The sequence below is a fragment of the Chitinophaga polysaccharea genome, assembly GCF_902150045.1.
GTDB lineage: Bacteria > Bacteroidota > Bacteroidia > Chitinophagales > Chitinophagaceae > Chitinophaga > Chitinophaga polysaccharea_A.
Genome location: NZ_CABFVU010000001.1, coordinates 551,450 through 565,409 on the forward strand (window position 1 = coordinate 551,450; position 13,960 = coordinate 565,409).

The 13,960-nt window shown below is 46.7% G+C and carries 14 protein-coding genes; 10 read left to right on the top strand and 4 right to left on the bottom strand.

The window, feature by feature from the left end; translation table 11 throughout:
- Positions 1-28 precede the first annotated feature (28 nt).
- Together FN124_RS02230 and FN124_RS02235 are read left to right on the top strand one after the other, a co-directional pair.
- Positions 29-862 carry a UbiA family prenyltransferase gene (locus FN124_RS02230; protein ID WP_185937063.1) on the top strand — a complete coding sequence of 278 codons (834 nt, stop codon included), beginning with the start codon at positions 29-31 and terminating at the stop codon, positions 860-862.
- 60 nt (positions 863-922) lie between these two features.
- Positions 923-2,023: a M42 family metallopeptidase gene (locus FN124_RS02235; RefSeq protein WP_142683158.1), complete on the top strand. Its 1,101-nt coding sequence runs from the start codon at positions 923-925 to the stop codon at positions 2,021-2,023.
- A 260-nt stretch (positions 2,024-2,283) separates the two neighbouring features.
- On the opposite strand, the gene FN124_RS02240 is transcribed toward FN124_RS02235, so the two are convergent.
- On the bottom strand, positions 2,284-3,060 hold the full coding sequence (locus tag FN124_RS02240; RefSeq protein WP_142683159.1) for a hypothetical protein: 777 nt from the start codon (positions 3,058-3,060) through the stop codon (positions 2,284-2,286).
- Positions 3,061-3,215: 155 nt separating this feature from the next.
- Between FN124_RS02240 and bioB the strand changes: the two genes are divergently transcribed.
- Positions 3,216-4,190 (top strand): biotin synthase BioB, encoded by a 975-nt coding sequence (gene bioB, locus FN124_RS02245; protein ID WP_142683160.1) that lies wholly within the window; start codon positions 3,216-3,218, stop codon positions 4,188-4,190.
- Between the two features lie 218 nt (positions 4,191-4,408).
- Here bioB and aroQ read toward each other — a convergent pair whose 3' ends face one another.
- From aroQ to ytxJ, 3 genes are read right to left on the bottom strand one after another with little or no spacing between them, the layout of a single operon-like run.
- Complete coding sequence (aroQ, locus tag FN124_RS02250; protein ID WP_142683161.1) at positions 4,409-4,834, bottom strand: type II 3-dehydroquinate dehydratase; 426 nt, start codon at positions 4,832-4,834, stop codon at positions 4,409-4,411.
- Positions 4,835-4,866: 32 nt separating this feature from the next.
- A complete protein-coding gene (locus FN124_RS02255) occupies positions 4,867-5,448 on the bottom strand; it encodes a UbiX family flavin prenyltransferase (RefSeq protein ID WP_142683162.1) in 582 nt (193 codons plus the stop codon).
- A 42-nt stretch (positions 5,449-5,490) separates the two neighbouring features.
- Positions 5,491-5,823, bottom strand: a complete 333-nt coding sequence (ytxJ, locus tag FN124_RS02260; RefSeq protein ID WP_142683163.1) for a bacillithiol system redox-active protein YtxJ — start codon at positions 5,821-5,823, stop codon at positions 5,491-5,493.
- Between the two features lie 310 nt (positions 5,824-6,133).
- Here ytxJ and FN124_RS02265 point away from each other — a divergent pair, with 310 nt between their 5' ends.
- The 7 genes from FN124_RS02265 (at position 6,134) to FN124_RS31345 (ending at position 13,932) form a co-directional block, all read left to right on the top strand.
- Entirely contained in the window at positions 6,134-7,507 is a 1,374-nt protein-coding gene (locus FN124_RS02265) for a UDP-N-acetylmuramate--L-alanine ligase (RefSeq protein ID WP_142683164.1), read from the top strand.
- 22 nt (positions 7,508-7,529) lie between these two features.
- The gene (locus FN124_RS02270) at positions 7,530-8,303 is read left to right on the top strand and encodes a 3'-5' exonuclease (protein ID WP_142683165.1); all 774 of its coding nucleotides are present in this window, start codon (positions 7,530-7,532) and stop codon (positions 8,301-8,303) included.
- A 72-nt stretch (positions 8,304-8,375) separates the two neighbouring features.
- Positions 8,376-9,116: a polyprenol monophosphomannose synthase gene (locus FN124_RS02275; protein ID WP_142683166.1), complete on the top strand. Its 741-nt coding sequence runs from the start codon at positions 8,376-8,378 to the stop codon at positions 9,114-9,116.
- 83 nt (positions 9,117-9,199) lie between these two features.
- Positions 9,200-10,075, top strand: a complete 876-nt coding sequence (locus tag FN124_RS02280; RefSeq protein ID WP_142683167.1) for a DMT family transporter — start codon at positions 9,200-9,202, stop codon at positions 10,073-10,075.
- 59 nt (positions 10,076-10,134) lie between these two features.
- Positions 10,135-12,981 (top strand): alpha/beta hydrolase family protein, encoded by a 2,847-nt coding sequence (locus tag FN124_RS02285; RefSeq protein WP_142683168.1) that lies wholly within the window; start codon positions 10,135-10,137, stop codon positions 12,979-12,981.
- Between the two features lie 196 nt (positions 12,982-13,177).
- A complete protein-coding gene (locus tag FN124_RS02290) occupies positions 13,178-13,612 on the top strand; it encodes an ATPase (RefSeq protein ID WP_142683169.1) in 435 nt (144 codons plus the stop codon).
- Positions 13,613-13,797: 185 nt separating this feature from the next.
- On the top strand, positions 13,798-13,932 hold the full coding sequence (locus tag FN124_RS31345; RefSeq protein ID WP_512745571.1) for a DUF8506 family protein: 135 nt from the start codon (positions 13,798-13,800) through the stop codon (positions 13,930-13,932).
- Positions 13,933-13,960 lie beyond the last annotated feature (28 nt).

The following is a 13,960-nucleotide window of genomic DNA, read 5'->3' on the forward strand; positions in this document are numbered from 1 at the left end:
AAAAGGCGGAATGCTAAAAGCTAAACATATGTTCCGCAACCTTTTTAATCTTATTCTTTTTACCTCCGTCTATATTTCCGGGTGCGCCATCCTGATGATCTGGCAAACCAACCAGTTACTGGCCCTCCATTATCCGCAAAACACCTTTTATCTTTTTGTTTTCTTTTCCACGATCTGCAGCTATAATTTTCACTGGTACCTTACACCCGGCACCTATTCGGCTTCAGAAAGGATACTTTGGGGTAACCGTCACCGTACCCTGATGCTTATTTTATGTGGCGTAGGACTGGCCGGCTCTTTATGGTTCTTCTGGCAGCTGCGGGAACATTGGCTGGTACTGAGCGGCAGCGCGGTGCTCACCTTTTTATATTCAGCCCCCAAAGTGCCGCACAAAGCCTTCCGCTGGCTTAGTAAAATAGCCATCGGTAAAACCTTATTCCTCACCTTTGTATGGACCTATGTAACTACAGTACTTCCGGCGCTGGTTGCAGGCAATGCAGCCACCCAGCCACTCGTATACCTTACCATACACCGCTTCGGCCTTATCTATGCGATCTGTATCCTGTTTGACTACCGCGACCTGGAATCAGATAAAAAGGAAGGTATCCGCAGCCTGATCACTGCCCTGGATGTGAAGAACCTGATGCGGCTTTACTACGGCTCCCTGCTGGTAGCAACAGTAAGCGCGGCTTTGATGTGGCCTTACACCACGCTCCCCGCCATCGTTACGCTGCTGGCGCCGGTGATGGCTACGGCGCTCATTACCCGCAAAGCGCAGCAGACCAGCTCTGATTACCTGTTCTACTTTGTGCTGGACGGATTCATGGCGCTGTCGGCGGTATTACATCTTATGATCGTTTAACACTACGCAGCACAATCCCTCGTTTTCCTTACATTTGTCAAGTCACAATCTGGAAATATTATGTCTAAAAAACAGAAATCAATATTCAACAAGGAATCACTGGCATTCCTCGAAAGCTACCTGAATAACCCCTCTCCTACCGGTTTTGAGAAAGAAGGACAGAAGCTCTGGCTGAAATACCTTACTCCCTACATCGATGAATATTTTGTAGATGCATACGGATCAGCAGTGGGTGTTATCAATCCCAAAGCGGAATTTAAAGTGGTGATAGAAGCCCATGCCGACGAGATCTCCTGGTTTGTGAACTACATCTCCCCTGAAGGACTGATCTATGTAATCCGCAATGGCGGCTCCGATCAGCAGATCGCTCCTTCCAAAAGAGTGAATATCCATACCGAAAAAGGCATCGTGAAAGCGGTATTCGGCTGGCCGGCCATTCACACCCGTATCCGCAGCGGCGATGGTAAAGAGCCGCAGCCAAAGGTGGAAAACATTTTCCTCGATTGCGGCGCACGCTCCCGCAAAGAAGTGGAAGAACTGGGCATACACGTAGGTTGCGTATGTACTTTTGAAGATGGTTTTGAAGAGCTGAACTACGACTATTACATCTGCCGCGCTATCGACAACCGTATCGGCGGTTTTATGATTGCCGAAGTAGCCCGTCTGCTGAAAGAAAAGAAACAACAGTTACCTTTTGGTCTTTATATTGTAAATGCCGTACAGGAAGAAGTGGGTTTACGCGGTGCGGAAATGATTGCCAAGCGCATTAAGCCCAATGTGGCCATCATCACGGATGTAACCCATGATACCACTACCCCCATGATCAACAAGAATATTGAAGGGGAAATAAAATGCGGCGGCGGTCCCAGTATCACTTACGGCCCTGCAGTACATAACATCCTCCGTGATCTCATCATCAAAACTGCCAAGAAGAACGATATCCCTCACCAGCTGCATGCAGTAAGCCGCAGTACCGGCACCGATACCGACGCCTTCGCCTACAGCAACGACGGTACGCCTTCAGCGCTGATCAGTTTACCATTGCGCTATATGCACACCACCGTGGAAATGGTAAAGAAAGATGATATTGAAAACACCATCCAGCTGATTTACCAGACATTGCTGAGCATTACACCGAAAACGAATTTCCAGTATTTGTAGGATCGCAGCGGATTTTGTCTGACTCAGGATTATGATGATTTTGCTGATTAATTTGATTTTATTTTTTTAAATTTTTATAAAATATTGAGGGAGATGAAAGCGGATATATCCGTTCTCATCTCCCTTAACAGTAACAATAAAAATCTAAAAATAAAATCAGCGAAATCATCATAAAAAGGCAAATCCGCTCTGATCTGCTATAAATCTAAAAAACTATAATCAGCAAAATCATCATAATCCTGAGTCAGACAAAATCCGCGTTAGTTCTTAAAGAAGTCCGCCGCCCTGTTCACCTTCTCCACCCAGGCGCCGGAAGAGGCTTGCATTACGTATTCGCTTAAACCCACTTTGCTGGCGCCTGGCGCCCAGTCGTACGTATAACCCAGCCTGGTCCACGGGTAGTGAGCATCCGTAGCCGATGTTAAAGGGCGGTAATAAGCGAAAATGATGTAGTTATTAAACCATGTGGAAAAATCCGCCGGTACCCCACTGATAGGCACTGCACCGGTGGTTTTGGTAGTGATGGCGGGATTGCCGGCCGGCCGGTACAGCCTCGAGGCATTTACCCACATGGTAGCAATATGGGTATTTGTTTTTGCATTTACAGGAGGCAGTCCCAATAACTGGCAGATGCGCTGAATGGTATCTGATGTAGCAGTAAAAGAAGGCCCTATGCGGTCTTTCATCTGTTTGGGAATAAACAGCCAGGATTCACCCCAAACGGTGTTGATGGAGTCTCCTGCCGGATAGCTGCCCGGGAAGCGCATAAAGGTACCCATTAAAACATACTGCTGACCATTGATGGTTTTCCATTGCAGGTCGGGGTTATCCGGGGTGATGGGCCATAGTGCTGTGCTGATTTCGCTGCTGTCTGCGATCATAGCGTCATCAACAGCCTGGTTGTACAGCTGATCCAGCGTGTACACAGGTGGTGGCGGTACAATCGGGTCATCATCATTCTTACTGCAACTGGAAAATGCCATAACGGCAAAAAGAAAAAGTACGGACAGCCTGCTGCCGTTAGGGAAATGTTTCATAGAAATGGTTTTCTGGATGCTGGTTATTTAAATTGAGTCCCGCAATTAAATGTATTTCAACAGAATAATCAAATTTCCTTCTAAAACGCTCCTGTAATTGGTCATTGTATTTCGTAATAATTTGCTACGTTTGCTATTCAAACAAAATCAGATCTATGATCCGTCATGACTGGACGTTAGAAGAAATTAAAGCTATTTACAACACTCCCTTGCTGGAATTAGTGTACCGTGCTGCTTCTATTCACCGTGAATACCAGGATACAGCAGAAGTGCAGGTTTGCACCCTCTTATCGATCAAAACAGGCGGATGCCCTGAAGATTGCGCTTATTGCCCGCAGGCTGCCAGATATAATACTGATATCAATGTGCATGGCCTCCTGAAAAAAGAGGACGTGATGAGTTATGCACAGAAAGCGAAAGAAGCGGGTTCCACCCGTTTCTGCATGGGCGCCGCATGGCGTGAAGTGCGCGACAACCGCGACTTTGACCGGGTGCTGGATATGGTAAAAGGCGTTAATGAACTGGGTATGGAAGTATGCTGCACATTAGGCATGCTGAACGAGGAACAGGCAAAAAAACTGGCCGATGCCGGGTTGTTTGCCTATAATCACAACCTCGATACCTCCCGCGACCACTACGAAGAAATTATCACTACCCGCACTTACGACGACCGTTTACAAACACTGGAAAATGTAAGAAAAGCCGGTGTAAGCGTATGCTGTGGCGGTATTATCGGCCTGGGCGAATCGCATGAAGACCGTATCGCCATGCTGTGGACACTCAGCAGCCTTCCTTCCCATCCCGATTCCGTACCCATCAATGCGCTCACACGCGTGAAAGGCACTCCCCTGGAGCACCTTCCAAAAGTAGAGTTCTGGGATATGGTACGCATGATTGCCACCACACGCATCCTGATGCCCAAAGCCATGGTACGCCTGAGCGCCGGCCGTGCAGAAATGAGTATGTCCGACCAGGCTTTGTGCTTTATGGCGGGCGCCAACTCCATCTTCACCGGTGAAAAGCTGCTCACTACGGGCAACCCTTCCTTTGAAGAAGACCACATGATGTTCGAATTGCTGGGACTGAAGCCAAGAGAAGCTTTCAAGGAACAGGAAGCCGGTTGTTGCTAGCAGCGGATTTTGTCTTGGAACACTGATTACGCTGATTTTGATGATTAGCTTGATTTTTACTTTTTGATTTTATGAAATAATGAGGGGAGATAGAAGCAGTTATGCTTTTATCTCCCCTTTATCTTTTCAAAAAATAAAATCAAAAAACAAATTCAAAAAACAAAAATCAAGCTAATCATCAAAATCAGCGTAATCAGTGTTCCAAGACAATTTCCGCGCTACAAATCATTCATAGCAAAATACTCCACCCCCAGCTGGTAACCTTTCAGCCCAAGCCCGCAGATACAGCCGATACATTTGGGCGCAATCAGGGAAGTATGCCGGAATTCCTCCCTGGCATATACATTACTGATATGAATTTCCATTACCGGCGTTTTAATGCCTGCAATGGCATCACGGATGGCAATAGAGGTATGTGTATAAGCGCCCGCATTCAGCAAAACGCCGTCATATGAAAAGCCCACTTCATGCAGATAGTTCACCAGCTCACCTTCCACATTGCTCTGGAAATAGGTAAAAGTTACTGCCGGGAATTGCTTTTGCAGGTGCTTGAAATAATGTTCGAAAGATTCACTGCCATAAATGCCTGTTTCACGCTTGCCCAGCAGGTTCAGGTTAGGTCCGTTAATGATTGCTATTTGCATGATAATGGTTATAGAATGAAGTTCTAAGATAATTAATCCTCTCTATTATTACTATCGCCTCCCCAGCGGTAAGTTTGCTGTTCCAGGCCTGCAAGGTCTATGATGCGGTCCACTACGGTAGCGGCCATTTCTTCGAGATTGGCAGGTAAACTGTAAAAGGAAGGCGTGGCCGGGCAAATGATACCACCAGCCAGGGTAACGGCTTCCATATTTTTAATGTGAATAAGATTGTAGGGAGTTTCCCTTACCACGCAGATCAGTTTTCTTCGCTCTTTCAGCACTACATCTGCCGCACGGGTGATGAGGTCGTTGGAAATACCGGTAGCAATGCGCCCCAGCGTGCCCATAGAACAGGGGCAGATGATCATGGTGTTAAAGCGGCCGGACCCGGAGGCAAACGGCGCATGAAAATCCTGTTGGGTATAAAAACGAAAAGGGAGTTGTTTATAATCTTCGTCTCTGAGCTCTGTTTCCCAGACGGTTTTGGCGTTTTCGGTCATCACCACGGCTACCTGGTCCAGCTGTTCATGCGCTGCGCTGAGCTTCTGCAACAACTGGCGGGCGTAGATGGAACCACTCGCCCCTGTAACTGCTACTACTATACGATGTTTCATTGGCTATGCTGTTGAATTTACAAAGCTAGCCTATTTGGATGGTTATACGCCAGCCCGGGCAACTATTTCATCCATTACAATGCCGCTGTGACTTTCATTGTAAACACATTCGCCGTTACGGATCACCAGTACCTGGGGAGACTCGTGCTGAACATGGTATATTTCCGCAATTTTATTGGATACCGGGCGGTAAGCGATCAGGTCCAGGTAATAAAACGTTAACCCTTCCGGTACAGCCGACCGTTCCAACCTGGCCTTGGCCATTGAGCTGATAGAGCATCGCGTGCTGTGCTTGTAAATCACTACCGGCTGATGCGCTGATGCCGCATTGATTTCAGATAGTTGTTCCTCACTGGTTAACGTTTTCCAATTCATTTAACATGCTTTGTTATGTTCCATTGCAGGCGACTTGGCCATGCCCTTCATTGGACAGCCCAATTTCTGATGGCTTGCGCAGGACGTTAAGAAAGCGGCAAAGATACAAACCATAGCGGTGTAGCCCAAAATTCTTACATAAGATTGCATACTGGCAGTTTTATTAATTTATGACTAAAACGAATTTTCAAAGGAAATATGATACGACTACTTTTTTAATCGTCTTTTGTAACGTTATATTTGCAAATATAGAAAATACATTAAAAAAAACAACAATGTAATTTTCGGCTGGCCGAAAATATTCAGCGTTATGACAAAAGTACATTTTATTGCCATAGGCGGCAGCGTAATGCATCAGTTGGCCATTGCGCTTAAAAATAAAGGTTACCAGGTAACCGGCAGCGACGACGAAATTTTCGAACCGGCACTGTCGAACCTGCAACAGGCAGGCATTTTACCGGCCGGCACCGGCTGGGACCCTGCCCGGATAACGCCGGATCTGGATGCCGTTATCCTGGGCATGCATGCCCGGGACGACAATCCCGAGCTGATAAAAGCCAGGGAACTACAGCTGAAGATTTATTCTTTCCCGGAATATATCTACCAGGAAAGTAAAAATAAAACAAGGGTAGCCATCGGGGGAAGTCATGGTAAAACCACTACTACAGCCATGGTCATGCACGCATTGCAGCTGAACCATCAATCGTTCGACTACCTGGTAGGCGCAAGGCTGGAAGGGTTCGCACAATCCGTAAATATTACAGATGCCCCTGTAATTGTTTGCGAGGCCGATGAATATCCTGCATCCGCCATTGAAAAGCGGCCCAAGTTCCACTTCCTGCATCCGCAAATTGCTGTATTAACGGGGATTGCCTGGGATCATATCAATGTATTTCCTACTTACGAAATATATAAAGAACAGTTTGCCATTTTTATCAGGCAGATGGAACCCGGAAAGGTGCTCATCTACAACAGTACGGATAAAGAGCTGGTAAGCCTGGTAACAGCAACCGGCACCCACCTTAAACTGGTGCCCTATGCGCTGCCGGAACATACCATCACCAATGGCATCACCCGGGTTATTTTCGGGGAAAACCAGGCCAGCCTGGAAGTTTTCGGGGATCATAACCTGCTGAACCTCCATGCCGCCAAACTGGTTTGTAATGAACTGGGCCTCTCTGATGCGGAATTCCTGGCGGCAATTGCTACCTTTAAGGGCGCTGCAAAACGGCTGGAACTGGTAGCTAAAAACGACCATTGCGTTATTTACCGTGATTTTGCACACGCACCTTCCAAAGTGAAGGCTACTATGGAAGCCACGAGGAACCAGTTTCCGGACAGAAAACTGATCGCCGTACTGGAATTACATACCTATAGTAGTTTAAATGCAGATTTCCTGGAACAATATCAGGGCGCTCTCGATACAGCAGATATCGCCGTTGTATTCTACAGCAAACATGCGCTCGAAATAAAGAGAATGCCAGACCTTGCGCCCGGGCTGATTGCAGAACGCTTCGGCCGTAATGACCTCCATGTTTTCCACAACCGGGAAACACTGGAAGCATTCCTGGCAGCACAGCAATACCAGGATACCAACCTGCTGCTGATGAGCTCCGGTACTTACGATGGCCTCGATTTTAGCAAACTGAAAGCATTATTGCCGTCAGACAAACAAATACATTAAACAAAATTATAAATTATTCATAATGCCTTCCTTGCTCCTCAAAAGGCCGCTGGCCGTAATCGATCTTGAAACCACCGGAACCAACGTGGCTTCAGATCGTATCATTGAAATTGCTATCATTAAAGTGTTTCCGGATAAAACCACACAGTCGAAAGTGAAACGCATAAACCCCGGAATGCCGATCCCTGCCGGATCTACAGCAATTCATGGTATTAAGGACGAGGATGTAAAAGACGCACCTTCCTTTAAACAGGCCGCACACGAGCTGAAACAGTTCATGGAAAACTGCGACCTGGCAGGTTATAATTCCAACCGCTTCGATATTCCCTTACTGGTAGAGGAATTCCTGCGGGCAGATATCGAATTCGATGTCTCCAAACGCAAATTTGTGGATGTACAGCGCATCTTCCACCTGATGGAGAAACGTACCCTGGGCGCCGCCTACAAGTTCTACTGCGATAAACAGCTGGAAAATGCGCACAGCGCCGAAGCCGACGCACTGGCCACCTATGAGATCCTGGAAGCCCAGCTGGGCCGGTATGAACAGCTGCAGCAGGATATCGACTCTCTGGCCGATTTCACCAAAGAAGAAGATTATATCGACTTTGCACGCCGGCTGGTGATGCAGGGCGGTCAGGAAGTGTTTAACTTTGGCAAATACAAAGGCCGCTCCGTGAGAGAGGTGTTAAAGGCAGAGCCCCAGTACTACGACTGGATGATGAAAGCGGATTTTCCACTCAATACCAAACAAAAACTGACTGAGATCTTCCATAATATGATGTTAAAAAAAATGTAATGTTATCGGGGAACATCATATCTTGCGCCGGAATTGAATTATTTTCGCAGTCCAAAAATATCTTCTGCTGAATTGGAAAAGCTTGTCATCATTCCTACGTACAATGAAAAGGATAATATCCGTAACATCATTGACGCTGTATTTTCCTTACAGCAGGATTTTCATGTTCTTATTGTGGATGACGGATCGCCCGACGGCACCGGCGCTATCGTAAAATCGCTGCAGCAACAACATCCCGGCGAATTGTTCCTGGAAGAAAGATCCGGCAAACAAGGCCTGGGCACAGCTTATATCCACGGCTTCAAATGGGCGCTGGCCAGGGGCTACCGCTACATTATTGAAATGGACGCGGATTTTTCGCATAACCCGAAAGATCTTCCGCGCCTGTATGAGGCCTGCGCCAAAGAAGGAGCAGATGTATCCGTAGGTTCCCGCTATGTAAAAGGCGGTAAAACCGAAAACTGGCCCTGGGACAGGGCCGTATTATCTTACGGCGCCTCCATTTACGTAGGTATGATCACCTGGATGCCGGTAAAAGACCCTACCGCGGGGTTTGTATGTTACAGCAACACGGTATTGGAGTCTATTAACCTCGACCAGATACAGTTTGTAGGCTATGCTTTCCAGATAGAAATGAAATTCACCGCCTGGAAGCTTGGCTTCAAAATAAAAGAAGTACCCATCACCTTTAAAGACCGGAAAGAAGGATACTCAAAAATGAGCAAAGGCATCGTAAAAGAAGGCATACTCGGCGTGCTCAAAATACAATGGCAAAGCCTTTTCCGCAATTATAAAAGAAGATTGCAGAATTAATAAAATCATCTCAATTGCATAGCATTTAGGGATCTGTTCATTTATCTATAGATGAACAGATCCCTAAATACATTTTACAGACCATGAAAAAAGCATTTCTCCAGCTACACCTTTCGGTGTTCCTGGCTGGATTTACAGGGATACTGGGCAAACTGATCTCTCTCAACGAAGGACTGCTGGTATGGTACCGGTTACTGATCACCTCCGTTACTTTATACATTTTATTCCGCATCCAGGGCACCTTTAAAAAACTTCCCTGGAAAGATATCCTGCCCATTGGCGGCACCGGTGTGATAGTGGCCCTTCACTGGCTTTTCTTTTACGGCAGTATCAAATACTCCAATGTATCTATCGGCGTGATCTGCTTTTCGCTTACCAGCCTGTTCACCGCCATATTCGACCCGCTTATTAACAGGCGCCGCTTTGACGTGGCCGAAATGTTACTGAGCATGCTTACCCTCTTGGGCATCCTGCTCATTTTCCATTTCGATACCCAATACCGCACCGGCATTATAATTGGCATTATCTCCGCCATGTTTGCGGCACTGTTCACCGTATTCAATAAAAGACTGATCAAACGTTTTGATACCTACACCATTACTTTTTATGAGCTGTCAACAGGTTTCATTGTGCTCAGTATGGCCATGCCATTATATCTTTACCTGTTCCCGGTACCTTCCCTCCTGCCCTCATCACCGGATATCATTTACCTGTTGGTGCTGGCCTGGTTCTGCACCGTGCTGATGTACCTGCTGAGTATGAGCGCATTAAAAAGGATCTCCCCTTTTACCGTAAACCTTTGTTTCAACCTGGAACCGGTTTACAGCATCGTGATGGCCTTTCTGCTATTCCATGAAAACAAGTTGCTGAATAATGCTTTCTATGCCGGGCTGGGTTGTATCATTCTCTCCGTTGGGCTGCAGATGCTGCGTGTGGCAAAGGGCAAAACGGCCTCGTAATACCTCCGCTCATCCTCATTTATTTGTAACTTGAGCGCCGTAATTATTACTTTGCGCTTATGAGAAAAGTTTTATTAGGGGTATCCCTCCTGGGTGCTTCCCTTTTTACCTATGCACAACAACCTGCAAAAAAGCCACTGGATCACAGTGTTTATGACAGTTGGCAAAGCATTGGCACTAAACTGATCAGTAACAACGGCCAGTGGATAGTGTATTCAGTGATACCACAGGAAGGCGATGCCAGCCTGGTGATCTATGACCGGAAAACGGGCCAGGCTACTACCATTGATCGTGGCAGCAGCCCTGTTATTACAGAGGATTCCCGCTACGTGATCTGCAGCATTAAACCTTTTTTTAAAGATACCCGCGAAGCAAGGATCAAAAAGAAAAAACCGGCAGAAATGCCGAAAGACTCCCTGGCTATCATTACCCTTGGACAACCAGGCATCGTGAAATTCCCCGGTGTAAAGTCTTTTAAGACACCGGAAAAAGGCAGCGGCCTGCTCGCCTACCTGCTGGAAAAACCGGCCGCAGATAGCGCCAGGAATAAAAGGAATAAAGCACCGGAAGCAGATATCGGCAACGATCGGGCTGATGACGATAAAACGCCGCCTGCCGGCAATGAAAGCGGCACACTGGTGATCCGTTTGCTGTCTGGCGGCATACAGGACACCGTAAAAAACGTGACCGAATTCACTTTCAGCAAACCGGGCAACCAGCTGCTCATCGAAACAAAGGCAGATAAAAAAGATTCGCTGTCGCGCAACGGTGTACTGCTGTGGCATACCGCCACCAGGAAAGCCACTGCACTGAGCAACGGCCACAGCGATTATAAACAATTTGCATTCGATGAAAAAGGAGAACAGGCAGCTTACTTTGGTACCCGCGACTCTGCCAGGGCATTACAGCAATTCTATAAACTCTACTACTTCAAACCGGGGCAGGACAGCGCCTATGAAGTAGCCGATAAAAACAGCAGCGGCATTCCCGCCAACTGGAGCATCAGCCCCAACAGCCTGATCTATTTCAGTAAAGACGGGCAGCGCCTCTTCTTCGGCACTGCGCCCACACCACCGGTGAAAGATACCAACATCGTGGATTTTGAAGTGGCCAAAGTGGATATCTGGAATTATAAAGATGATTACCTGCAACCCATGCAGTTAAAAAATGTAGATAAAGAACTGAAGAGAAGTTATGCCGCCGTATATTATCCCGGTAGTAAACGTGTGGTCCAGCTAAGTGATAAAGACCTTGAAACCGTGATCACCGCTGCGGAAGGAAACAGTCCTAACGCGCTCGGCTATACGGACAAGGGCGAGCGTATTCCCTTGCAATGGGTAGGCCGCACGCTCAAAACAGCTTACCTCGTTAACATCAGTGACGGCACCAGGAAAAAGATCAAAGAAAAGCTGGACGGTAATTTTTTCATCTCCCCTAACGGGAAATATATCATTTGGTACGACCTGGTAAACCGGGAATGGTTCAGTTACAATAACGCTACCGGCGCAACAGTAAGCTTCAGCAAAAGTATCCCGGCAAAAGTATACGATGAGGAAGATGATCATCCCGATGTACCGGATGCATATGGCATCGCAGGCTGGATGAAAGATGATAGCTATGTGTATATCTACGACCGTTACGATATATGGCAAACAGATCCCAGCGGCAAAACCGCCCCACTGAACATTACAAATAATATTGGCCGGAAAAACAGGACCCGCCTGCGTTACCTGCGGCTGGACCCTGAAAAGAAATTTTTCCTTCCGGGCGATCGGCTGATGCTAACCGCCTTCCAGGACAGCACCAAATACAATGGTTTCTATTCGCTCGACCTGCCGCGTAAATCCGGCAGGGCCGCTAACCTGCAACCGGTAGTACTGGGCCCTTATACTTACATCGATCTGTTGAAAGCAAAGGATGCCGATGTGTTTTCGTATACCCGTAGCCGGTATGAACTCTCTCCTGATGTTTTTACGGGAGATGATATCGCGAAAGCTGTACAGATCAGTCATACCAATCCCCAGCAACAAGAATACAACTGGGGCACCGCATCGCTGTACAAGTGGACCACCTTCAGCGGGAAACCTGCAGAAGGCATTCTTTATAAGCCCGAAAATTTTGACAGCACCAAACGGTACCCGGTGATCTTTTATTTCTACGAGAAATTAACTGATGGGCTGTACAGTTACCAGGCGCCGGCGCCAACACCATCGCGGTTGAATATTTCATTTTTTGTAAGTCGCGGTTACCTGGTGTTTGCACCGGATATCAGCTATGAAAACGGTTATCCCGGCAAAAGCGCATATGATTATATTGTAAGCGCTGCAGAAGACCTGGCAAAAAAGCCCTGGGCAGATGGTAAAAATATGGGTATCCAGGGTCAGAGCTGGGGTGGCTACCAGGTGGCTTTCCTCATTACCCAGACCAACCTATTCAAAGCAGCATGGGCAGGTGCTCCCGTTGCCAACATGACCAGTGCCTATGGCGGCATCCGCTGGGAAAGTGGCATGAACAGACAGTTTCAGTACGAGCATTCACAAAGCCGTATAGGCGCCACCTTATGGGAAAAGCCTGAGCTGTATATTGAAAACTCCCCGTTGTTCAATCTCCCGCGGGTGAACACACCGGTAGCTATCATGGCAAATGATGCCGATGGCGCTGTACCCTGGTACCAGGGCATTGAAATGTTTACCGGTTTACGTCGTTTAGGCAAGCCCGTATGGTTGCTGAATTATAACAATGAAGCGCATAACCTCATACAACGTCAGAACCGTAAAGATATTCAGCGCAGGGAACAACAGTTCTTTGACCATTTCCTGAAAGGCGCACCAGCTCCGCAATGGCTGGAAAGCGGCGTGCCTGCCACAGAAAAGGGCATCAACTGGGGCTGGGACCCGGCGCAGTAAATTAACTGATATACAGAAGAGGCTGTATCATAACTAACTTAATGGGTGTGAGAATCGCAAATACGAAAATTTTCTCCACCCGGTACCCGAGTAAAATCGGGTAAAAGTTATTTATGATACAGCCTCTTTTGTTAATACGGGAACAGCGGGTGTTGGGTCAACAGTTGATAACTGAGGGGTCGTGCAATTTTGAAAAATGCCGAAATTATATATCCTGGCTGGCTGCAATGGGGCCGGTAAAACAACCGCCAGTTTAACTTTTTTACCTGAAATGTTTCGATGCAAAGAATTTGTGAATGCTGATGTCATTGCTACCAGCATATGTCCTGATAACCCTGAAAGTGTTGCGTTACAAGCTGGAAGGATAATGTTAATAAAGATTAATGAGCTAATGCTGGAGAAAGTAGACTTTGCATTTGAAACCACCCTGGCTACAAGAAGTTACGTTTCATTAATTACAACAGCTCAGGCAATTGGATATGAAGTTATCTTACTTTTTTTCTGGCTCAAATCACCTGCATTTGCAATAAACAGAGTAGCCAGGAGGGTATTGGAAGGCGGCCATAATATTCCATCGGAAATAATTAAACGAAGATTTTACAGGGGAATTAAAAATCTTATAACCCTGTAAATTCCAATCTGTGATCACTGGTTGGTTATTGATAATATGTACACTTCCCCGGAAGAGGTAATATTGGGTTCCGGCAATACTATTAAACTGGTCATTAAATCTTATATTTGGGATGTTATTTTAAAACAAAGCAACCACCATGAGCAATAAAGAAAAAGAATTAATGGAACTTTCCGCTAAAAGTGATGCAAGGCATGAAAAAGGCAAGGCGTAAGCTCGTTGAATCCAGTGCAGCGGAAAACAAAAAATTGGTTGTAGGAGATAAAAATGGCAATCCAATAGAAGTTCCCGCAAAAGACCTGTTAAAAACACTCAAATAACCCCTTCTCTCCCAGCCTTTTTCTCTCC

What these genes read in the sequence shown, in the direction of transcription:
- FN124_RS02230 (WP_185937063.1), top strand. Translation starts at nt 29, where the DNA reads ATGTTCCGCAACCTTTTTAATCTTATTCTTTTTACCTCCGTCTATATT.
- FN124_RS02235 (WP_142683158.1), top strand. Translation starts at nt 923, where the DNA reads ATGTCTAAAAAACAGAAATCAATATTCAACAAGGAATCACTGGCATTC.
- FN124_RS02240 (WP_142683159.1), bottom strand. Translation starts at nt 3,060, where the DNA reads ATGAAACATTTCCCTAACGGCAGCAGGCTGTCCGTACTTTTTCTTTTT.
- bioB (WP_142683160.1), top strand. Translation starts at nt 3,216, where the DNA reads ATGATCCGTCATGACTGGACGTTAGAAGAAATTAAAGCTATTTACAAC.
- aroQ (WP_142683161.1), bottom strand. Translation starts at nt 4,834, where the DNA reads ATGCAAATAGCAATCATTAACGGACCTAACCTGAACCTGCTGGGCAAG.
- FN124_RS02255 (WP_142683162.1), bottom strand. Translation starts at nt 5,448, where the DNA reads ATGAAACATCGTATAGTAGTAGCAGTTACAGGGGCGAGTGGTTCCATC.
- ytxJ (WP_142683163.1), bottom strand. Translation starts at nt 5,823, where the DNA reads ATGAATTGGAAAACGTTAACCAGTGAGGAACAACTATCTGAAATCAAT.
- FN124_RS02265 (WP_142683164.1), top strand. Translation starts at nt 6,134, where the DNA reads ATGACAAAAGTACATTTTATTGCCATAGGCGGCAGCGTAATGCATCAG.
- FN124_RS02270 (WP_142683165.1), top strand. Translation starts at nt 7,530, where the DNA reads ATGCCTTCCTTGCTCCTCAAAAGGCCGCTGGCCGTAATCGATCTTGAA.
- FN124_RS02280 (WP_142683167.1), top strand. Translation starts at nt 9,200, where the DNA reads ATGAAAAAAGCATTTCTCCAGCTACACCTTTCGGTGTTCCTGGCTGGA.
- FN124_RS02285 (WP_142683168.1), top strand. Translation starts at nt 10,135, where the DNA reads ATGAGAAAAGTTTTATTAGGGGTATCCCTCCTGGGTGCTTCCCTTTTT.
- FN124_RS02290 (WP_142683169.1), top strand. Translation starts at nt 13,178, where the DNA reads ATGCCGAAATTATATATCCTGGCTGGCTGCAATGGGGCCGGTAAAACA.
- FN124_RS31345 (WP_512745571.1), top strand. Translation starts at nt 13,798, where the DNA reads ATGCAAGGCATGAAAAAGGCAAGGCGTAAGCTCGTTGAATCCAGTGCA.